The organism is Leptotrichia sp. oral taxon 223, from assembly GCF_013394795.1.
Classification (GTDB): Bacteria; Fusobacteriota; Fusobacteriia; order Fusobacteriales; family Leptotrichiaceae; genus Leptotrichia.
Window position 1 is genome coordinate 283,984 of sequence record NZ_JABXYU010000004.1, and the last position, 20,812, is coordinate 304,795.

16 protein-coding genes and 1 riboswitch are annotated in these 20,812 nt (G+C 32.1%); of the genes, 5 read left to right on the forward strand and 11 right to left on the reverse strand.

The genetic code is table 11. The features are described 5' to 3' along the window. Positions 1-137: 137 nt before the first annotated feature. Entirely contained in the window at positions 138-1,634 is a 1,497-nt protein-coding gene (gene malQ / locus HW275_RS11635; protein ID WP_370464359.1) for a 4-alpha-glucanotransferase, read from the forward strand. A 241-nt stretch (positions 1,635-1,875) separates the two neighbouring features. On the opposite strand, the gene HW275_RS11640 is transcribed toward malQ, so the two are convergent. The 8 genes from HW275_RS11640 to HW275_RS11675 form a co-directional block, all read right to left on the reverse strand. Further along, entirely contained in the window at positions 1,876-2,664 is a 789-nt protein-coding gene (locus tag HW275_RS11640) for a M48 family metallopeptidase (protein ID WP_178936711.1), read from the reverse strand. Between the two features lie 252 nt (positions 2,665-2,916). Next, positions 2,917-3,540 (reverse strand): phosphoribosylglycinamide formyltransferase, encoded by a 624-nt coding sequence (gene purN / locus HW275_RS11645; RefSeq protein WP_178936712.1) that lies wholly within the window; start codon positions 3,538-3,540, stop codon positions 2,917-2,919. Continuing rightward, positions 3,528-4,526, reverse strand: a complete 999-nt coding sequence (purM, locus tag HW275_RS11650) for a phosphoribosylformylglycinamidine cyclo-ligase (protein ID WP_178936713.1) — start codon at positions 4,524-4,526, stop codon at positions 3,528-3,530. The genes purN and purM overlap by 13 nt, the downstream gene beginning before the upstream one ends. Before the next feature lie 36 nt (positions 4,527-4,562). Beyond that, complete coding sequence (purF, locus tag HW275_RS11655; RefSeq protein ID WP_178936714.1) at positions 4,563-6,014, reverse strand: amidophosphoribosyltransferase; 1,452 nt, start codon at positions 6,012-6,014, stop codon at positions 4,563-4,565. A gap of 21 nt (positions 6,015-6,035) precedes the next feature. Beyond that, positions 6,036-6,755 carry a phosphoribosylaminoimidazolesuccinocarboxamide synthase gene (gene purC, locus HW275_RS11660; RefSeq protein WP_178936715.1) on the reverse strand — a complete coding sequence of 240 codons (720 nt, stop codon included), beginning with the start codon at positions 6,753-6,755 and terminating at the stop codon, positions 6,036-6,038. Positions 6,756-6,921: 166 nt separating this feature from the next. Then, positions 6,922-7,401: a 5-(carboxyamino)imidazole ribonucleotide mutase gene (purE, locus tag HW275_RS11665; RefSeq protein ID WP_178936716.1), complete on the reverse strand. Its 480-nt coding sequence runs from the start codon at positions 7,399-7,401 to the stop codon at positions 6,922-6,924. A 74-nt stretch (positions 7,402-7,475) separates the two neighbouring features. Continuing rightward, a complete protein-coding gene (locus HW275_RS11670; RefSeq protein ID WP_178936717.1) occupies positions 7,476-11,282 on the reverse strand; it encodes a phosphoribosylformylglycinamidine synthase in 3,807 nt (1,268 codons plus the stop codon). 716 nt (positions 11,283-11,998) lie between these two features. Next, on the reverse strand, positions 11,999-12,694 hold the full coding sequence (locus tag HW275_RS11675; RefSeq protein WP_255460110.1) for a DNA-3-methyladenine glycosylase: 696 nt from the start codon (positions 12,692-12,694) through the stop codon (positions 11,999-12,001). A 397-nt stretch (positions 12,695-13,091) separates the two neighbouring features. Here HW275_RS11675 and hpf point away from each other — a divergent pair, with 397 nt between their 5' ends. Further along, on the forward strand, positions 13,092-13,412 hold the full coding sequence (hpf, locus tag HW275_RS11680) for a ribosome hibernation-promoting factor, HPF/YfiA family (RefSeq protein ID WP_178936718.1): 321 nt from the start codon (positions 13,092-13,094) through the stop codon (positions 13,410-13,412). A 127-nt stretch (positions 13,413-13,539) separates the two neighbouring features. Here hpf and HW275_RS11685 read toward each other — a convergent pair whose 3' ends face one another. Beyond that, entirely contained in the window at positions 13,540-14,883 is a 1,344-nt protein-coding gene (locus tag HW275_RS11685) for a sodium:alanine symporter family protein (RefSeq protein WP_178936719.1), read from the reverse strand. Positions 14,884-15,064: 181 nt separating this feature from the next. Beyond that, positions 15,065-15,162, reverse strand: a riboswitch (glycine riboswitch). A 171-nt stretch (positions 15,163-15,333) separates the two neighbouring features. Then, positions 15,334-16,854 carry a bifunctional phosphoribosylaminoimidazolecarboxamide formyltransferase/IMP cyclohydrolase gene (gene purH / locus HW275_RS11690; protein ID WP_178936720.1) on the reverse strand — a complete coding sequence of 507 codons (1,521 nt, stop codon included), beginning with the start codon at positions 16,852-16,854 and terminating at the stop codon, positions 15,334-15,336. Between the two features lie 221 nt (positions 16,855-17,075). Between purH and HW275_RS11695 the strand changes: the two genes are divergently transcribed. The 3 genes from HW275_RS11695 to HW275_RS11705 are packed head-to-tail and all read left to right on the forward strand — an operon-like array spanning position 17,076 to position 19,438. Further along, positions 17,076-18,092 (forward strand): hypothetical protein, encoded by a 1,017-nt coding sequence (locus tag HW275_RS11695; protein WP_178936721.1) that lies wholly within the window; start codon positions 17,076-17,078, stop codon positions 18,090-18,092. A gap of 30 nt (positions 18,093-18,122) precedes the next feature. After that, the gene (locus tag HW275_RS11700; RefSeq protein ID WP_178936722.1) at positions 18,123-18,725 is read left to right on the forward strand and encodes a hypothetical protein; all 603 of its coding nucleotides are present in this window, start codon (positions 18,123-18,125) and stop codon (positions 18,723-18,725) included. Positions 18,726-18,760: 35 nt separating this feature from the next. After that, positions 18,761-19,438, forward strand: coding sequence for a hypothetical protein (locus tag HW275_RS11705; RefSeq protein WP_178936723.1), 678 nt, complete (start codon positions 18,761-18,763; stop codon positions 19,436-19,438). Positions 19,439-19,519: 81 nt separating this feature from the next. Here HW275_RS11705 and HW275_RS11710 read toward each other — a convergent pair whose 3' ends face one another. Then, complete coding sequence (locus HW275_RS11710; protein WP_178936724.1) at positions 19,520-20,749, reverse strand: replication-associated recombination protein A; 1,230 nt, start codon at positions 20,747-20,749, stop codon at positions 19,520-19,522. Positions 20,750-20,812: the final 63 nt, after the last annotated feature.

Here is a 20,812-nt window from a genome sequence, read left to right on the forward strand (position 1 = left end):
TATTTCCAATACTCCCGCCCCTTTTTCAAATTTTAACAATTATACATTTACGTATATGTTGACTTTTGGCATAAAATATAGTATATTTAGTATGAGAAATAAAAAATTTGATTTTATTAATAAATTTTAAGGAGGATATAGAAATGTTTGAGAGAAGTTCTGGAATTTTGTTACATCCTACTTCACTTCCTGGGAAATATGGAATTGGAAGTTTAGGGAAAGAAGCATACAAATTTGTGGATTTCCTAAAAAAAGCAAATCAGAAATTATGGCAAATTTTCCCGCTTGGGCCAACTGGATACGGGGATTCACCTTACCAATGCTTTTCAACATTCGCTGGAAACCCATATTTAATTGATTTTGACTTGTTAATCGAGCAAAATTTATTAACTGAGGAAGATTTGAAAAATGTTGATTTTGGAGGAAACGAAGAATATATTGATTATGGTGCTATTTATAATCAAAAATACCCTTTGCTGAGAAAGGCGTATGAAAACTTTAAAGCTAATGGAAATAAGGATTTAAAAGAAAAATTAGACGCTTTTAAAGCTAAAAATAACGATTGGCTAAATGACTACAGCCTTTTTATCTCTTTGAAAAATCACTTTAATGGGCTTCCTTGGAGTGAATGGCCACACGACATTAAAATTAGAAAAAAAGCTGCCGTTAATAAATATAAAAAAGAATTAGCTGATGAAATTGAGTACAACAACTTTATTCAATGCCTTTTCTTTACTCAATGGGACAACTTGAAAAAATATGCTAATGACAACGGAATCAAAGTAATTGGAGATATACCAATTTTCGTTGCGGTAGACAGTTCTGACGCATGGGCAAATCCAGAAATTTTCCTTTTCGATCCTGAACTAAAACCCGTTAAAGTAGCTGGTGTTCCACCTGATTATTTCAGTGCTACAGGACAACTTTGGGGAAACCCTCTATACGACTGGGACAAATTAAAGGAACTAAACTACAAATGGTGGATAGACAGAGTTAGAGCCAATCTTTCCACTTGCGACATCATAAGAATTGACCACTTCAGAGGATTTGAAGCATACTGGGCAGTTCCATTTGGAGAAGATACTGCAATAAACGGGCAATGGGTAAAAGGGCCTGGAATTGACTTATTTAACAAAATAAAGGAAGAATTGGGAGATTTACCAATTATTGCAGAAGATTTAGGATTAATGACACAAGGAGTTATTGACTTAAGAGATGCAACTGGATTCCCAGGAATGAAAATTTTAGGTTTTGCATTTGATTCTAACGAAGAAAATGAATACCTGCCTCACACTTACACAAAAAACTGTGTAGTCTATACAGGAACTCATGATAACGACACACTGATCGGATGGTTTACAAAAGCAAAAGAAGAAGATAAACAATTTGCAAGAGATTATCTACATTCATTCTCTGATAACGAAATCCACTGGGACGCCCTAAGAGGTGCTTGGAGTTCAGTTGCAAACATGGCAATCGCCCCAATTCAAGATTTCCTAGGATTAGGAAGTGAAGCTAGAATCAATACCCCTGGACTTGCTAGCGGAAACTGGCAATGGAGATTAAAAGACGGTGTATTGACAGATGAATTGGCAGAAAGAATTGCTAAATTGACAAAAGTTTATTCAAGATAATTTATAATATTTTTGAATTTTAAAAATTAGGATAAATAAAAATAGAGAGAAAATTGAAAATGCTATTCAAAAAACTCTCTATTTTTTATTATATTTATTTAATCTAATACTCATTTGAAAAATAGAACTAATATTTTATTTATTTTCTGACAAGAAGTCAAGACTTCTTGCTAAACAGAATTTATAACAAATCCATTGTTTTAATGGAGAATATTATAAATCCTATTTAAAAAATTTCTTTCTATTTTTCATTTTTTTCCAATTTATCTTCCAATTTTCCCATTTCTACTTTATATTTCTCAAATAATTCTTTAGACTTAATCTTATTACCTTTTTTCTCATAAAATACACTCATACAGAGATATGAATTTGGATCACCTTTTTTAATACCTAATTCACATATTTTTTTACCTTCTTCAGCTCCTTCATCATAAATTTTAGCTATTCCATAAAATCCATAAGCATATATATTTCCTCTTTTATATTCTTTGTTTACCAATTCTCTTATTTCATCGTTTGCTTCTTCAATTTCACTATAACTTATTACTAAATTACTTATTGAAATGTCATTTCCTTTATCCAATGCTTTTTTATAATATTCTATTGCTTTTTTATAATTTTGGTTATTATAATAAAGGATTCCTAATGTATTAAATACCGTAGCATCATTATTTTTAATGCTTCTTAACAGCTTTTCTGCTTCTTTTTCCTTGTTTTGCTTTATATAAATATATGCCAAATTAATTTTCATTCTTTCTTTTAATTTTTCATCTCTAGTATTTTCTAAATCCTTCAAAAGATAGTATTCTGCCTTTTCAAACTTACCTTGAACAGAATATAAATATCCTAAAGCGTTATAAGCCTGTGTATTGCCTTTTTTCAATGCTTCCAAAAGATATTTTTCCGCTTCGTTATATTTTTTTTCATCAATATAACTATTTCCTTTTTTAAATTCCTCATCGCCATTTGCTGCATAAATTATTGAAAAACTAAAAATTAACAGCATCAAAATTAAAAATTTAGGTTTCATTTTCATCTCCTCTCAGTTTTTATGTTTCTATTTCCCAGAGCTACGGTAATATTTAATCAAAGAAATTTATCTAGAATATTACCGTATATCTATTTTTACTTTTACGCCTTCTAATTATTCCTATTTTTATCCTTTATTTTTTTCTGAATAAATTTTACCATCAAGAATCCAGTTAATCCTCCCGCAATCATCGCAACAACTACTAGTATTCCCTCTAAATCCATATTTAACTCATTCCTTTACTTTTCAAAATTATTGTCCCAATAACTTTTTAATCCCTTCAATTAACAAAATATGCTCTTTTTCCAGCACCCTTTTCTGTAAAATTTCAGGTGTGTCCTCTTCATAAACAGGGACTTTTACATTTGTTATGATTTCTCCTGTGTCGATTCCATTGTCTACAAAATGAATTGTGCAGCCGCTTTCTTTTTCCTTGTTTGCGATTACAGCTTCGTGGACTTTTATTCCGTACATTCCTTTTCCACCGTATTTTGGGAGAAGTGATGGATGGATATTTATAATTTTACGATTCCATTTGTTTATGAAACTTTCTGATAAAATTGACAAATAGCCTGCGAGTACGATGTAATCCGTTCTTTCTGTATCATTTTCCAAAATAGCGTTTATTTCATCTGACAAATTTTTTCCAAATAATTTTTTATCAAGCATTATGCTTTTTATTCCATGTTTTTCAGCTCTTTCCAGTCCGAAGCATTCCCTGTCGGCTACTACATAGGAAATTTCACAGTTTAAGTTGCCATTTTCGATGTTGTTGATGATTGACTGTAAATTTGAGCCTGAACCTGATATAAAGACTGCTATACGTGTTTTTTTATTTTTTGATTTATCTTTTGAATTTTCGATTATTTTAGACATATTTTTTCATCACCTTTTTCAATATATCCGATTTCATAAGCATTTTCTCCATTTTGTCCTAAAATTTCAATCACTTTTTCCTTATCTTTTGCGTCTACAATCAATACAAATCCTACACCCATATTAAATGTTCCCCACATTTCCTCTTCACTTACTCTTGAAAATGCATCGTGCTTGAATAACTCGTGAATTTGAATTTTTGATTTTTGTATATTTGCACAAAGTCCATCAGGTATTGTTCTTGGAACATTTTCGATAAGCCCTCCACCCGTGATGTGGGCCATTCCGTTGATTTTTACTTCCTTCATTACAGCTTGAACTGGTTTTACATAAATTTTTGTCGGAGTCAATAGATGCTCTCCAATTGTTTTCCCATTGTAAACTTCAGTAAAGTCAGTAAATAATTTTCTGATTAGTGAAAAGCCGTTACTGTGTGCTCCGCTTGATGGAATTGCAATTAAAACATCATTTTCCTTAACATCTGAACCATTCACAATTTGATCCTCTTCTACTGCCCCTACTGCAAATCCTGCAATATCGTATTCTCCCGGAGTATAGAATCCTGGCATTTCAGCCGTTTCTCCACCAATTAAGGCAGCTTCTGACTGCAAGCATCCTTCCACAACTCCGCTTACTATTTCAGCTGACACATTTGAGTCTAATTTCCCGCAAGCCAAGTAATCTAGGAAAAATAATGGCTTTGCTCCGTGACACAAAATATCGTTTATACACATTGCTACACAGTCTATTCCAACTGTGTTGTAAATCCCTGTTTCAAATGCGACTTTTAATTTTGTCCCAACTCCGTCAGTTCCAGAAACTAACACAGGCTTTTTATAATCTCCAAGTTTGTACAATGCTCCAAAACTTCCCAAATCGTTCATAACATTGACATTATACGTACTTTTGGCACCATTTTTTATTTTTTCTACACTTTTATATCCTTCTTCTTTATCTACTCCCGAATCTTTATAAGAAATTGACATTTTTTCCTCCTATTTTTATACAAATTCTTTAATTTTTTATTTTTCTAATTTTTTCAAAGCCTCTTCTTGAATTGGCGTCAACGAATCATAAAATTCTTTTTCATAATCTCCCAATCCCGCTGGATAATCTCCATTAAAGCATTCCATGCAAAGCCCTGTATACGGTGCGTCAAAATCAAGCCCTATTGACTCAATCAGCCCATCTATGCTAAGAAATGCAAGCGAATCTGCTCCTATATATTCTCTTACTTCCTCAACAGTTTTATTTGCCGAAATTAATTCAGATGATTTTGAAACATCTATTCCATAAAAAATAGGAAATTTAAATTCTGGAGATGCAATACGGACATGTACTTCCTTTGCTCCCGCTTCTTTTAACAATTGAACTATACGGCTTGAAGTTGTTCCACGGACTATTGAGTCATCTATCATAACTACAACTTTGTCTTTTACAACACTTTTTACAGCGGATAATTTCATTCTGACACCTTGTTCGCGCAATTCTTGAGTTGGCTGAATAAAAGTACGGGCTACATATTGATTTTTGATTAATCCCATTTCATAAGGCTTTCCAATTTCTTCTGCATATCCGCTTGCCGCTGATAATGATGAGTTGGGAACTCCGATTATAATGTCTGCGTGTTCAACTGGAGCTTCCTGTGCCAATCTTCTTCCACATCTTTTACGTGACTTATGTACATTTACTCCAGAAATATCCGAGTCTGGACGTGCAAAATACACATATTCCATTGCTGCAATGGCAGTTGAAGTATTTTCAGTATATTTTTCTATCCTGTATCCGTTTTCATCAATAATAATTATTTCTCCAGATCTTATATTCCTAATAAATTCTGCTCCCACGATTTCCAATGCACACGTTTCGCTTGCCAAAATATAGGCTCCATTTTTTGTTTTTCCTAAAATTAAAGGACGGAATTCAAACGGATCTACTGCCCCATACAGTGCTGTCTGAGTTTGAACTAAGAAAGAAAATCCACCTTTTACTTGGCGTAATGCATCTTTTAGCTGGCTCAGAAAATCTTTTTCCCTGCTTCTTCTTATCAAATGAACCAGCACTTCTGTATCAGATGAAGAATGAAAAATTGCACCTTGTTTTTCCAGATCTTTTTTTAATGTTTTTGCATTAATTAAATTTCCATTGTGCGCCAAAGCAATACTTCCGTCAAAAAATTGAAACAAGAATGGCTGAATATTACGTCCGCTGCTGTTTCCAGAAGTTGCATACCGGACATGTCCTATCGCACTATTTCCTTTCAGACGATTAAATATTCTATCATCGTTGAATACTTCTGACACTAATCCAGGCCCACGATGTCCATTTGCACGCTTTCCATCACTTACCACAATTCCTGCGGCTTCCTGCCCCCTGTGCTGCAAGCTGTGCAATCCATAATAAGTTAGACGTGCCGCCTCCTGATGTCCAAATACGCCAAAAACTCCACACTCTTCATTTAAACTTTTAAACACGATTTTTCTCCTCCATTAAAATTATTCTGCCAATGCTTTTTCTAAACGTCGCAACACTTCACGATATGCCCCCATCACATCTCCTAAATCCTGTCTAAATCTATCCTTATCCAATTTTTTAAGCGTATCCTTATCCCACAATCTCATTGAATCTGGACTTATTTCATCTGCCAGCAGAATATTCCCATCTTTATCTCTTCCAAACTCAATTTTAAAATCCACCAAGATCAAGTTCATTTTATCAAATAATTTTGACAGTAAATCATTTATCAAAAAAGTTTGCTCTTTAATTTCAGCTAATTCCTTTTCAGTTACCAGTTCCAATGCCAAAGCGTGATCATCATTCAATAGCGGATCTCCTAGATCATCATTTTTATACGATAATTCAAATGTAGGTCTTTTAAAAATTTTCCCTTCTTCCGCTCCATATCTTTTCACAAAACTTCCAGTTGCCCTATTTCTAATAATCACTTCCAAAGGCACAATTTCCACCTTTTTACATAATTGCTCCCTTTCATTCAAAGTTTCAATCCAGTGAGTTTTTACACCATTTTTTATCAAATATCCATAAAGCAGCGTAGAAATTTTATTATTCAAAATCCCTTTATCTTCCAATTGATCCTTTTTAACTCCATTAAAAGCTGTCGCATCATCCTTAAAGTACATAATTATTTCATCCGCTTTATCTGTTGCAAAAACTGATTTTGCTTTTCCTTCATAAATTTTTTCTCTTTTTTCCATTTTTTATTTCCTCCGTTTTTTTCTTTTTTTATTTTTAAACAATAAATCTGTTTCATAACTTAAATCATATGTTATCTTATCAAGGGTAAAACTCCTTGCTAAATTTTTTTGACAAAAAATCATATAAATAATTAAGAACTAAAGTGCATAAAACAAATATTAAAAATTATAATTCCACTTTTTTCTCATTATCCGCAATAAACTTAGCTTTCATCTCTTTTCTAAAATTAATCAGTTCTTCCTTAATTTCAGGATATTTCACCGCCAAAATCTGCACAGCCAGCATCCCCGCATTATACGAATTATCAATCCCAACTGTAGCCACAGGAATAGACTTTGGCATCTGTACAATTGAATAAAGTGCGTCCAGTCCTCCAATCGCTCCATTTAAAGGTACCCCCACAACTGGAAGAATTGTCTTTGAAGCAATAACTCCTGGTAAATGCGCCGCAAGCCCAGCTCCAGCGATAATCACCTCAGCCCCTCTCTTTTCCACATCCGCAAGAACTTCCTCCAATTTTTCAGGAACCCTGTGAGCTGACAGTACATAAGCCTCGTACCCAATCCCAAATTCCTTCAAGCAATTCGCAGCCCCTCTCATTTTTTCAGTATCCGACTGACTTCCAAAAAATATTGCTACTTTCATTATTCCTCCTCTTATTTTTTATAATACAACTTTGCAAATATTAAATACTTGATTAAGTTATTTTAAGTTTTTTTCTATTTAAAAAATTTTATTCCATTTCTAAAGATATTTTGTTCCTTATTCCCATAAATATTTTTATAAACATTCTTGCCTTTTCTTTCAGAATGTCCCATTTTCCCAAAAATTCTTCCATTGTGGGCAAGCATTCCTTCAATTGCATAATATGAACCGTTTGGATTAAATTGGGAATCCATTGTTGAGTTTCCATCTAAACCAACGTACTTTGTTGCAATTTGATTATTTTCAAATAATTTTTTATATTGTTCTTCTGTAATAATGATTCTTCCTTCACCGTGAGAAATCGCAACAGAGTGAATATCTCCCTCTTTCATATCAGAAAGCCAAGGCGAGTTATTTGTAATAATTTTTGTCTGTACAATTTTTGACATATGCTTGTCAATTGTGTTAAAAGTCAATGTTGGTGAAGTTTCGTTCAATTCACGAATTTCCCCATAAGGAAGTAATCCTGATTTTATCAATGCTTGGAAACCGTTACAAATTCCTAAAATTAATCCGTCACGTTTTAGTAAGTTTTCTACTGCTTCTTTTACTTTTTTATTTTTTAAAACAGCAACCATGAATTTAGCAGAACCATCTGGCTCGTCTCCTGCACTAAATCCTCCTGGTAGCATTAAAATCTGTGAATTATTAATTTCTTTAACAAAGTTATCAATCGAATTTAAAATATTATTGTGCGACAAGTTGTTAAACACTCCAATTTTGGCAAATCCTCCCTCACGGTTAAATGCCCTTTCCAAGTCGTATTCTGAATTTGTTCCTGGAAATACTGGGATAAATACTCTCGGTTTTGCATAAGTATTTGAAATGTTGCTAATTATATTTTCATGCTCAATTTTTTTCAATTTTTCATATTTTAAGCCTTCACAATGTGCAATTTCATGCTCTTTTGCCACTTCTTTTCTTGTTGGGAAGATTTTTTCAAGCTTACTTTCCCAATTTCCGATCAACTCATCCAAATCAAAAGCTGTTTCATTTATGGTAATTTTCGCTTCATCTGCAACTTTCCCAAGTAAAACTGCATTTTTATAATCAATATTTTCAGCAGTTTCCACAATAAATGCTCCATAATTCACTTTAAACCAGTCATTTTCACCAATTTGCGCCGTAACATCCACACCAAGCTTATTTCCAAATGTCATTTTTGCAATGCTTTCTGCAATTCCACCATTTTTCACAGCCATAGCAGATACAATTTTTTTATTTCTTATATTTTCAGTTATAAAATCAAAGTTTGCCTTTAATTCATCAAGTTTTGGCAAATCATTTTCATCATTTGGCGTTGTAATCAAGTACACATTGTTTCCAGCCTTTTTAAATTCGCTAGAAATTACATTTTCAGCATCTGTAACACTTACTGCAAATGATACCAATGTTGGTGGCACAGAAATTTCATTAAATGTTCCGCTCATTGAGTCTTTTCCACCAATTGATGGCAATCCAAAGGCTTTTTGGATGTGCAATGCTCCTAATAATGCTGATAATGGTTTACCCCATTTTTTGGAATCCTGCCCCAATCTTTCAAAATATTCCTGGAATGTAAATCTGATATTTTTGTAGTTTCCTCCGCCAGCAACAACTTTTGCCATTGACTCAATCACAGCGTAAGCACCGCCATGGAATGTGCTTTGTTTTGCAACATAAGGATTATATCCATATCCAACCATTGAGGCAACATCAGTTTCCGCATTAATTACTGACACTTTCTGTACCGAAACTTCCGCAGGAGTCAACTGATATTTCCCACCAAATGGCATTAATACAGTAGTTGCTCCAATTGTTGAATCAAAAGTTTCACCCAATCCTCTTTGTGAAGCTACATTCAAGTCTTTCAGGTTATTTATAAATTTACTTCTAAAGTCATTTCCTTCAATTTCTCTGTTTAAATTCAATTTTGGTGTATTTTCAATTGTAATATTGATATTTGAAGGAGCTCCATTTGTATTTAGGAAATCTCTTGAAATATCAACAATCGCTTTTCCATTGTATTTCATAACAAGCCTGTTTGAATCATTAATTTCAGCTACTTGATATGCTTCCAGGTTTTCCTCGTTTGCAAATTCTATAAATTTATCCAAGTTTTGTTTTTCAATAACAACAGCCATTCTTTCTTGCGACTCTGAAATAGCAAGTTCCGTACCATTTAATCCAATATATTTCACTCTTACCTTATTCAAGTCAATTTCAAGCCCATCAGCCAGTTCTCCGATTGCGACTGAAACTCCTCCAGCTCCAAAATCATTACATTTTTTAATTAATTTTGTAACATTTCTGTTTCTGAAAAGTCTTTGAATTTTTCTTTCAACTATTGCATTTCCTTTTTGCACTTCGGCACTTGATTTTTCAGAAGATTCAGTTGTATGTTCCTTAGATGAGCCAGTCGCCCCTCCAATTCCGTCCCTTCCAGTTCTTCCACCAAGTAAAATTACAATATCTCCATTTTCAGGCTTTTCACGAATAATATTTTCAGCAGGTGCTGCTCCCACGACAAGTCCCAGTTCCATTCTTTTAGCCTTATATCCTTCATCGTAAATTTCATTCACATGAGTTGTTGCAAGCCCAATCTGATTTCCGTAAGAAGAAAATCCGTGTGCAGCTACTTGTGTAATAACCTTTTGTGGCAATTTCCCAGCCATTGTATCCTCAATTTTTTCAGTCGGATCAGCAGAACCACTAATTCTCACAGCCTGATAAACGTAAGTTCTTCCAGATAACGGATCACGGATTGCTCCACCAATACAAGTAGAAGCCCCTCCAAACGGCTCAATTTCTGTCGGATGATTATGAGTTTCATTTTTAAACTGCAAAATCCATTTTTCAGTAACAGTATTCTTTTTCCCATCCTCATCAATTCTTTCAATAGGCACATCAATATAAATCGAACACGCATTTATTTCATCCGAAACTTCCAAATCTGGCAAATTACCATTTTTTCTCTGCTCTTTTCCAAAAATTGTAGCAAGATCCATAAGAGTCATTGGCTTTTTAGAAATTCTGTCAGCATGAACATATTCCCTGCTTTCCAAATACTCATTAATAGCCTTTTCGATAATATTTTTGTAGGTTTCATTTTCAATTTTTATATCATCAATAATTGTTTCAAAAGTTGTGTGTCGGCAATGATCGCTCCAGTAAGTGTCCAGCACTCGAATTTCAGTTTCCGTAGGATTTCTTTTTTCTTCATTTTTAAAATATTCCTGAATAAACAACAAGTCGTTTACAGTCATTGCTAATTCCAATTCATTTTTAAGACTTTCAATTTCCTCTTTTGTTTTTTCAATAAATCCTTCATAAACAATAACATCATCTGTATTTTCGGTTTCAACATTTTCAATTAGAACGTTTAAATCTTTTTCCCTTGCCTCAACTTCATTTATATAATATTTTTTTATTTTCGCAAGCTCATCAGGAGAAATTTTTCCGTATAAAATTATCAATTTCCCACTTTTTACGTTAATGTCATTATCTTCATCAATCAATAAATTTACACATTGAATTGCAGAATCCGCTCTCTGATCATATTGCCCTGGCAAAAATTCCACTGAGAAATACACATTTTCTGAATCTTTTTTTTCAAACACTTCATCAAACGATCTAAAAACATTGTCAACATTTATTTCCGAAAACACAGTCTTTTCCAATTTTTCCAAATCGTTTTCACCCAAGTTAAACACATCATAAATATTCAAGACTCTTACATCCAAAAGTCCATCTATCCCGATATTCTCCTTCAAGTCATGAAACAAATTCTGTGCTTCCACTCTAAAATCTTCTTTTTTTTCCACAAAGATTCTATAATTCATTTTTTTCTCTCCTTCTTTCTGCTATATTTTTTTATTTATATTAACTAATTTAAACCCGTATTTTTTTTATTAAGTAATTATTTTTATAAAACAAAGCTAAACGGTTGCCATCTTCTTTAAAAATTAGACTTGTCTAAGTATTTTTTGACATTTAATCATAATAGTTTATTTGACTAAAATAAATACCAAGCAAAATTTCGTTAGAAGAAAAAGAACTGTTTGAGCTTTTGTAAAATATTTTTAAAAAAATCTATTTTTTGATATTAAAATAATTTATACTCAAAAGCGAGTTTTCTTTTTCTTTTATAAGAAAGTTTTGCGTAAGCGGGAGTGCAGAGGTATGGCGTATGATACCTCTGCATAAAAAAAGATTGTTATAAATAATAAATAAAATAACCATTATTAATCAAAGCAATATAAAAAAACAAAAAAAATCTAAGTAAACAAAATTCACCTAGATTCTTGACATAAATTTATATATTTATTTTTTTTACATTTTACCCATAACAAAGTAGACAATTTTACAATTTGTCTTGTGAAAAATATCCTCATTGCTCTCGTGACAAAAAATTTTTTTTTCATCTTTCCTCCACAATAAATTTAACTTTACATATTATCAATAAAATAATCTGCTAAAAAATTTTGTATTTGTAAAATTTCTCCACCTAGTAAAAGTATAGCAAAATTTTACCTTTTTTTCAATACCCAAAAAATTATTATTTCCAGCAATCATCCTTAAATTCTGTCTTTTTCATTCCGGAAACATACTTATTTCCCGCTACAAAATACCGCAATTCCTTTTTTGTCCAAATCCCCTTATTTGGAATTCCTATTCTTGCTGAAACTTCAATATTTTTTGGAATTTTACTATTTTCAAAATCAGTATACAGCACATTTTCATCCATATTTTCACTATTATAAGTCAATTTTTTTGATATTTTACTCAAATTTTTCCTGATTTCACAAATCCTGCACTTATTAAACCCATCGCTAATCCCCATAGCCTTTGTCAATTTCCCCGGCCCATTACTAACCAGAATCCCGTCTTTTCCCCTGTTTTCTATCATTCTTTCAATATTAATTACAGGTTCAATGCCTCTAATCAGCACTGCCTGCGGATTTCCTTCTTCACAGCTGACAATATTCAGCATTTTATGCGTATGCATCGTATAAATATAAACCGTCCCCGCTTTTCCAAACAGAGCCTCAACTTTTGGAGTCCGTTTTCCTTCAAATCCGTGACAAGCCCTGTCCACTACCCCTAAATAAGCCTCCGTTTCCACAATATATCCCCCTAATATCTCATCATTCTTTTTCACAATTATTAATTTCCCCAGTAAATCTTTGGCAAGTGTAACTGTATCTTGCTTAAAAAATCTTTCTATTTCTTGCATATTACCACTTTTCCCCATTCTTTCGCCTTGTATTTTCATTATCTTTTTTCTAACCAATAAAATTTTATAACATTATCACTAATATTTCAACAAATAATTTTTACTCCGTCTTTTTTCAATTCCACGCTGAAAAAGGAAATTATTTCTTTTGAAAAATTTCAAATGTATAATATACCTGTTCAATACCCATATAAACTTGAAAATATAACAAAATAAATATTACTCGCAAAGGGCTGTTAAAGACAAAAAATATCAAGTTGTCTAACAAGTCTAATAAAAAATTAATTTTAATAAATAACATATGTTTTTTTAATAATTAATTATGCAAAAATTTTAATTATTTTACTTTCTCTCTTGACATTTTTCTTTTTCAAGGTACAATATTATTGACATAGATGAAAGGATGTGATGATTTATGAAAATCATTATTAGCGGAAAACAACTTAAAATTACAGACGCAATCAAAAACTATACTGAAGAAAAAATAAGAAAAATTTCTAAGTATTCGGATGCTATCACAGAAGTCGATGTTGTTCTGACAGTCGAAGACACAAAATCTGAAGGACCTGTTCATAAAGCCGACGGATTAGTTTTTGCAAGTGGTACAAAAATAAAAATAGAAGCTGAAGACAAAGACTTATACGCAGCAATTGATGAATTATCTGACAGATTAGAAAGACAAGTTAGAAAATATAAAGAAAAACAAAAAGACCATAATAAAAAAGGTTCACATTAATTATAATTTTTTAAGAATTTGTAACAAATAATTTAAAAGTAAAAAGATTTAATTTCAATATATAAAAAAAGACTATTTTAGAACTCATAAAGTTTTGTAATTAGTCTTTTTTATATTTTATTAATTGTCAGTCCTTCAGCAGCGGATCCTTCTTTGTAACCTCAACTACCAGCTTATGCAGCCCAATCAACGCTATCAGATTCGGAATTACCATAAGCCCGTTAAACATATCAGCCAGTTCCCACACTAGTTTTACTTTTTGAAGCGAACCTGCAATTATACAGGCCATTACTAAAATTCTATAAAGATTAAGCGCTTTCCTACCGAAAAGATATTTCACATTGGCTTCTCCAAAAAAATACCATCCAATTATTGTAGAAAAAGCAAAAAAGAACAACGCAACCGCAACAAATATTACCCCGAAATGCCCTAACACTGCATAAAACGCATGTTGTGTCAATGAAATCCCTAGTCCATCAGCCCTTTTATCTGCAATTAATATTACCAATGCTGACAATGTCAAAATTACAAATGTGTCGATAAAAACTGTAACAATTGCCACATGTCCCTGATCTTCAGGATTTTTAACCTTTGCAATAGCATGGGCATGCGGTGTTGAACCCATTCCAGCCTCATTCGAGAACAGCCCCCTTGCCACTCCAAATCTTATTGCCTTCTGTATTCCAACTCCCGCAAATCCACCTAGAACGGCTTTCGTTGAAAAAGCATTGATAAAAATTGCTTTAAATGCCAAACCTGTATCTTTAATATTCAATGCAATAATGAATACACATATTGCAACATATAAAACTGCCATAACAGGCACTACTTTTTCGGTAAATGAAGCAATTCTTTTTACTCCCCCAAAAAATATAAATCCAGCCAAAATTGCTAAAAATATACCTGTTATAACTGCCGGTATATGAAAAGCGTTGTTAAAAGCATCTCCCACTGAATTTGCCTGAACTGCATTTCCCATAAATCCTAAAGCCAAAACACACGAAACCGCAAAAAATCCTGCCAGAAATTTAGCAGGCTTTCTTCCATTAAACAAAGTTTCTATATAGTAAGCAGGTCCTCCTGTCATCTCCCCGTCTTTTTTCTGTTTAAAAATCTGACTTAATACCGCTTCTGAATAAATAGTCGCCATTCCAAAAAAAGCACTTACCCACATCCAGAATATTGCTCCAGGGCCACCAGACACAATTGCTGTTGCCGCTCCCGCAAGGTTTCCAGTTCCAACTTGTGCCGCAATGGCGGTTGCCAAAGCCTGAAATGACGACATCCCATTTTTATCCGCCTTTTCCCCACTCAAATCAAATCCGCTTGTCAATTGTTTCAAACCGCTCTTAAATTCCCTCACTTGAATAAATTTTAACCTAAGTGTATAAAATAGCCCAGTTCCAACTAACAGTACAGTTAAAATAACTCCCCAAAAAAATTCATTAAAATTCTTAATAATTTCTAACATCTAATTTCTTCTCCTTCATTTTTTATTTTCTGAATTTTAGAATGGATATAAAAGTTTAAAGTAATTGAATACAGATCTGATATAAATTAAATAAAAAAGGCTGTCCTTTACTTAAGATAAAGTTAAGACAACCTCTTTAATTTCGTATTAAAAAAGAAATATAAAATCTGCAATTCTATATGTATTATTCTCTGTTCTTTTACCTGAGAGTTTAGGGAATAAAAATTCCTTTGCTCCTTCGGTGTTATCATTTAAGACAATCTCTCCAGAGGTTCGTCCACTATGAGTCCTTTTACCTGAAAGAGTCACTTCTTCGGTGTTTTATTCCACATTTACAAAGACTTATAAATTGTGATAAAATCTCTCCTCATACTTTCATCCAAATTATTCATTTTCCTATATGTTATCATATTTTTTTCTTTGTGTCAAAAAAATATTTTTGCTTCAAGTTTAATGTTTAAAATGTCTAATTCCAGTAAATGCCATTGTCATTCCATGCTCATCAGCAGCCTCAATTGATTCTTTATCCCTAATTGATCCACCTGGCTGTACTACAGCTTTGATACCGTATTTAGCAGCTTCATCTACACAGTCTCTGAACGGGAAAAATGCGTCTGATGCCAAAACTGCTCCTCCTAATGAATCTAAGTCTCCTTTGGCGTGTTCAAGTGCGTGCTGAGTTGCCCAGATTCTGTTTGTCTGTCCTGTTCCAACTCCTGTTGCCGCTCCATCTTTTACTACCACGATTGCATTTGATTTTACGTGTTTTACGACTTTCATTCCAAGTTCCATGTCTTTTAATTCTTGCTCTGTTGGCTGTTTTTTAGTTACAACTTCCATATTGTCAATCATTTTTCGGTTTGTCTGCTGAACTAATATTCCACCATCAACTTTTACATATTCCACTTTATCCTGAGGTTTTGCAACTTCGCATTTTATTACTCTCAAATTTTTCTTGGATTTTAATATTTCCAGAGCTTCATCAGTAAATGCCGGAGCAATAACGATTTCTAGGAAAATTTTGTGCAGTTCCTGTGCAGTTCTTGCGTCAATTTCTCTATTAATCGCAACGATTCCACCAAAAATTGACACTGGATCACAATCATGGGCTTTCTTGTAGGCTGTGAAAACATCATCTGCAACTGCCACACCGCAAGGAGTCGAGTGTTTTACAGCACAGCAGGCAATTTCATCAAATTCATTTGCCACTTTCCAAGCAATATCCATATCCCTGATATTATTAAACGACAATTCTTTTCCATTTAACTGGACAAAATCCTTCATGCTTCCATTTTCGGTAGTTGAAACATAGTATGCAGCCGACTGGTGAGGATTTTCCCCATATCTCAAGTCAAATTTCTTTTCATACGAAACATTCAAGTATTTCGGATACTCCTCTTCCATCAAGAAATTAGAAATAGCCGCATCATAAGCCGATGTCAAGTTAAATACTTTCCCAGCCAGTCTTTTTTTCGTTTCAAATGAAACTTCCCCATTATTTTCAATTTCTTCCATAACTTTCGCATAATCTTCTGTTTCACAGATAACTGTAACGTCCTTGAATGATTTTGCAGCCGAACGAAGCATTGTAGGCCCGCCTATATCGATAAATTCGATTTTTTCATCAAAAGTCTTATCTGTCTGAACTTCCCTGAAAAACGGATAAAGATTAACAACAACATAATCAATTGTTTGTATTCCTTCTTTTGCAATCGTATCCATATGCTCCTTATTGTCCCTAATCGCCAAAATTCCACCATGAATATTCGGATGTAATGTTTTTACCCTACCATCCAGCATTTCTTTAAACTTTGTAACTTCTGAAACATCTATTACAGAAAGCCCGTTTTCCTTCAAAAACTTGTAAGTCCCTCCAGTCGAAATAATTTCCACACCTTTTTGATTTAAAAACTGTGCAAATTCCAATATCCCAGTCTTATCAAAAACACTAATCAAAGCTCTTTTTTTCATTCGGCATCATTCCTCCAATATATTTTGTTAATTTATTTTATCACAAACCCTTGTATTTATCAAGGTTGTGTAATTATTAACTTTTTTAAAATTGTAAATTTAAAATTATTATACAATAATCTATAAAATTAACTACAATTTAATTCCCTTATAAGCAAAAAAAAAAAAAATAGTATAATTAAAAGGAAAATATAACTTTAAAACAGATAAGGAGGTTTTTTATGGGATTTATTAATCCATTTCAAATTTACTCTAAAGGAGAAGATACTATTACAAATAATATTCTATTACTTCTATCAAACTTGTATAGAATAAATCCAAAAATTTATGAGTTGTTTATAAACAGTATTCTTCCAGAACACATCAATTATGAAGTTATCCCTGTTTTTACACAGCAAAAATCACAAGAGAAAGGAGGAATTATAGACGGACATATTCAGACAAAAGCAACAAAAATCATTATTGAAACCAAAATTACAGGATTAGATAATACAAAAAAACTTATTAATTACTGCAAAAACGAAAATTTATCTGAAACAAATATATTAATTCACATAAGTGATTCTATCTTTGATGAAACTACCATAAAATCTATAAATCAAAAAACAAAAATTTATAATTTTAATTTTGTTTCAATAACTTTTTCCGAATTACTTTCCTCCCTTCAAGAAATTACGGAAGAATATCCTTTTAATGAAGAACTATACCGTTTATCCAAAGATTTTTATTATTATTGCATTTCAATGGATCTAATAAAAAACATATTCAGAATCGTTCCATGCAATAAAAGTTTTGAATTAAACGAAAAATATCATTTATACTTCCAACCTGAATCCAGAGGATATTCAAACCATAAATTTACTGGAATATATACTACAAAAGAAGTGAAGTATATTGGAAAAGTGAATAAAGTTTTTTTGGCTGAACTTACAGAAGAAGGAAAATTAATTACTGAAAAAATTTCAGGCGAGGGAGAAATTACTGCTGAGGAAGAAAACAGAATCATCAGCACAATAAAAGAATTCCCAGAAATTTACGGCTATGGCGATATTTCAAAGGGACATATCTTCTTTTTATTTGACGACAATGACTTTTGTCCAACAAAATTTAAAAAAACTTCAAAATATGGTTTACTAGGCACTAGACTTTTTGACTTAAAAGTAGATTTGGAAATTGAAAATGTAGAAACATTATCAACTTTACAGATTGCAAAAAAATTAAATGATATTACTTGGTAAAAATAAATTTTAAAAGATTGGAGAAGAATTATGAGAAAATTGTTGTTAATTTTTATTTATATGTTAATAGGAACATTAGGATTTAGTCAAGTTAATACTAAAGGATTGAAAAATTTGTACAATTATAATAATAAAGGATTTACTGCTAAAGTCTTGGAAGCTGATGATTATGGTGTACTTAAAATAGAAGTAGTTAAAAATAAAGGCTCTAAAATTATATCTACTGGTAAAATAGGATATATTAAACTTGCAGGAGTAGATGAAATTAATGCAGAACTATTAATGCATATATTATACAATATAGATTATTATGTATTTGTAAAGCCATTTTGGCTTGGAAATAATACAGATGCTCAAAGTAGAACAGATAAACTAGGTTATATATCTAAGTATGTTACTATACACGATGATGTGCCTCTTCCTAATGACAGCGATATATTAAGAAGAGGAATAATAGGAAACGAAATAATGAAAAATGGAATAATAAGAGATAAAGTTGTTGACTTATCAGGAGGAAAGACACTTATACCTAAATTGAATTGCGATATAGAAGAAATATTTGTAAATAATTCGTGGATAAACGAAAGTCCTTATATTGATGTTGACTTGTATAAAATATGTGGAATTAAATAGATATTAATACATTAAAAATTTTAGGAGAAATATAAATGGAAAATAATAATATTGAAAATAAAAATTTAGTAAAAATTCTAATTGGAATAATAATTGCTCTTGTTCTGGTTATAGGATTTATCATCATAGGTGGTGGTATTTACCAGTTTGTAAGTATGAAAAATAAAATAAATGAGATGGAGAAAGTTCAAAAGGAACAAGAAAAAAAACAGTTGGAAAATCAAATGATGGCTTCAGTACAAACTCAGGCTAAAGAAAATAACAAAAAAAGTGAAACCAAAACCAACGAAACTAAGACTGAAACTAAGGAAGTTGATCCGTACGAAAGAAGATTTACAGCTTCTGACATGAATGATACTCTTGTGGAAATTAAAGGAGTTAGAGATGGAAATAAAGTGTTAGTGCGTGTTTTGGAAGGAAAAAATAAAAATAAAAAAGGATATATTAATTTAAAAGGTTTTAAAAATATAAGCAGTTCTTCTTTAAGAAAATTAATTGGGAGCACATGGGCTGCAACTGGCGTTAATAACGGAGTCGAAATGGAATATGGCTTAATTCTTCATCGTCCTGGTTCAGATATATATAGTTTTAATTTAAATAAAGTATTAATAGATTATAAGTTATCTGGACACGATTCAGCAGTAAGGTATGACTGTGAGCGTGACACAGCAAGAAATTTTGTACAAGGTTATGATCCTTCAGCTTGCTATTAAATATTAAAAAAATACTCAAACAATGATACAATTTACTGTCTGAGTATTTTTTATTCCAATTATTTTACAAAATCCAAAAGTCTATTTCCCATTCTTCTTAATTTTCCTCAACCACTCATCCGCCGCCTTTTCAAATTTATTTTCTCCATGCTCGTAAAACTTGATTTTTTCATTCATATAAATTTGGTCTACATAATGATTTTCATAATTGTGTGGATATTTATAGTCTTTTGCTCCAACTTTTGTGAGATGAACTGGTACTTCCTGAATTTTTTCGTTTTCAATGTGTTTTAATGCTGAATTTATAGCATTATAGGCTGAATTGCTCTTGGGAGAAATTGCAAGATAGATTGCCACTTCGGATAAAATGATTCTAGCTTCGGGCATTCCAATTTCCTTTATTGCATTAAGTCCTGCCACAGCAACTGGTAAAGCCTGTGGATTTGCAAGCCCAATGTCTTCAGAAGCCAAAATTACAAGTCTTCTTGCAATATATAAAATATCTTCGCCACCAGAGAGCATTTTTGCCATCCAGTAAACAGCTGCATCAGGATCGCTTCCACGAATACTTTTTATCATCGCAGAAACCGTATTGTACTTATCTTCCGTCTTGTGATAAGATTTTTTCGTATTCAGAACTTCCTTCACTTCATCAAGCGTAAAATCCACCCCAACATTCGCAATTAATTCCAAAATATTTATAGCCTGTCTCGCATCCCCTTCAATAATCTCCGAAATATACTTCAAAATCTCATCTGAAATTCCAATTTTCTCTTTTTCATTAATATTTTTTAATATTTTAAGCAAATCTTTTTCACTCAATTTTTTAAATTCAAATGCCATACATCGTGATAACAACGCATTATTCAAGTTATAATAAGGATTTTCAGTCGTAGCTCCAATCAAAATAATATTCCCATTTTCCAAATCCTGCAAAAGCGAATCCTGCTGCAACTTATTAAATCTATGAATCTCATCTAAAAACAAAAGTGTCTGCTGTCCATTCGTATGAAAACTGCTGTGTGCCTTATCAGAAATATTCTTTATATCAGTTACAGAGGCTTTTATAGCATTCAAATATTCATAATGGTAATTCATTTTATCAGCAATTATTTCTGCAAGCGTAGTTTTCCCTGTTCCCGGTGCTCCCCAGAAAATTGCATTCATAAAGTTTCCACGCTCAATAATCTTCCTCAAAATCCCATTTTCCCCAACCAATCTCTTCTGCCCATAAAAATCATCAAGACTTTTTGGACGGTATCTAAATGCCAGCGGCTTCTTATCTTCATATACTTCATCAAATAAATTCATTTTTTTATATTTCCTTTTTTATAATTTTGTTTAATTTTCCAAATATTAAAAATACAAATATAA

Bases quoted from the DNA above. Each gene is read 5' to 3' on its own strand.
- HW275_RS11640 (WP_178936711.1), bottom strand. From the start codon at position 2,664: ATGAAACCTAAATTTTTAATTTTGATGCTGTTAATTTTTAGTTTTTCA.
- purN (WP_178936712.1), bottom strand. From the start codon at position 3,540: ATGTCTAAAATAATCGAAAATTCAAAAGATAAATCAAAAAATAAAAAA.
- purM (WP_178936713.1), bottom strand. From the start codon at position 4,526: ATGTCAATTTCTTATAAAGATTCGGGAGTAGATAAAGAAGAAGGATAT.
- purC (WP_178936715.1), bottom strand. From the start codon at position 6,755: ATGGAAAAAAGAGAAAAAATTTATGAAGGAAAAGCAAAATCAGTTTTT.
- purE (WP_178936716.1), bottom strand. From the start codon at position 7,401: ATGAAAGTAGCAATATTTTTTGGAAGTCAGTCGGATACTGAAAAAATG.
- HW275_RS11670 (WP_178936717.1), bottom strand. From the start codon at position 11,282: ATGAATTATAGAATCTTTGTGGAAAAAAAAGAAGATTTTAGAGTGGAA.
- HW275_RS11675 (WP_255460110.1), bottom strand. From the start codon at position 12,694: ATGGGGAAAAGTGGTAATATGCAAGAAATAGAAAGATTTTTTAAGCAA.
- hpf (WP_178936718.1), top strand. From the start codon at position 13,092: ATGAAAATCATTATTAGCGGAAAACAACTTAAAATTACAGACGCAATC.
- HW275_RS11685 (WP_178936719.1), bottom strand. From the start codon at position 14,883: ATGTTAGAAATTATTAAGAATTTTAATGAATTTTTTTGGGGAGTTATT.
- purH (WP_178936720.1), bottom strand. From the start codon at position 16,854: ATGAAAAAAAGAGCTTTGATTAGTGTTTTTGATAAGACTGGGATATTG.
- HW275_RS11695 (WP_178936721.1), top strand. From the start codon at position 17,076: ATGGGATTTATTAATCCATTTCAAATTTACTCTAAAGGAGAAGATACT.
- HW275_RS11700 (WP_178936722.1), top strand. From the start codon at position 18,123: ATGAGAAAATTGTTGTTAATTTTTATTTATATGTTAATAGGAACATTA.
- HW275_RS11705 (WP_178936723.1), top strand. From the start codon at position 18,761: ATGGAAAATAATAATATTGAAAATAAAAATTTAGTAAAAATTCTAATT.
- HW275_RS11710 (WP_178936724.1), bottom strand. From the start codon at position 20,749: ATGAATTTATTTGATGAAGTATATGAAGATAAGAAGCCGCTGGCATTT.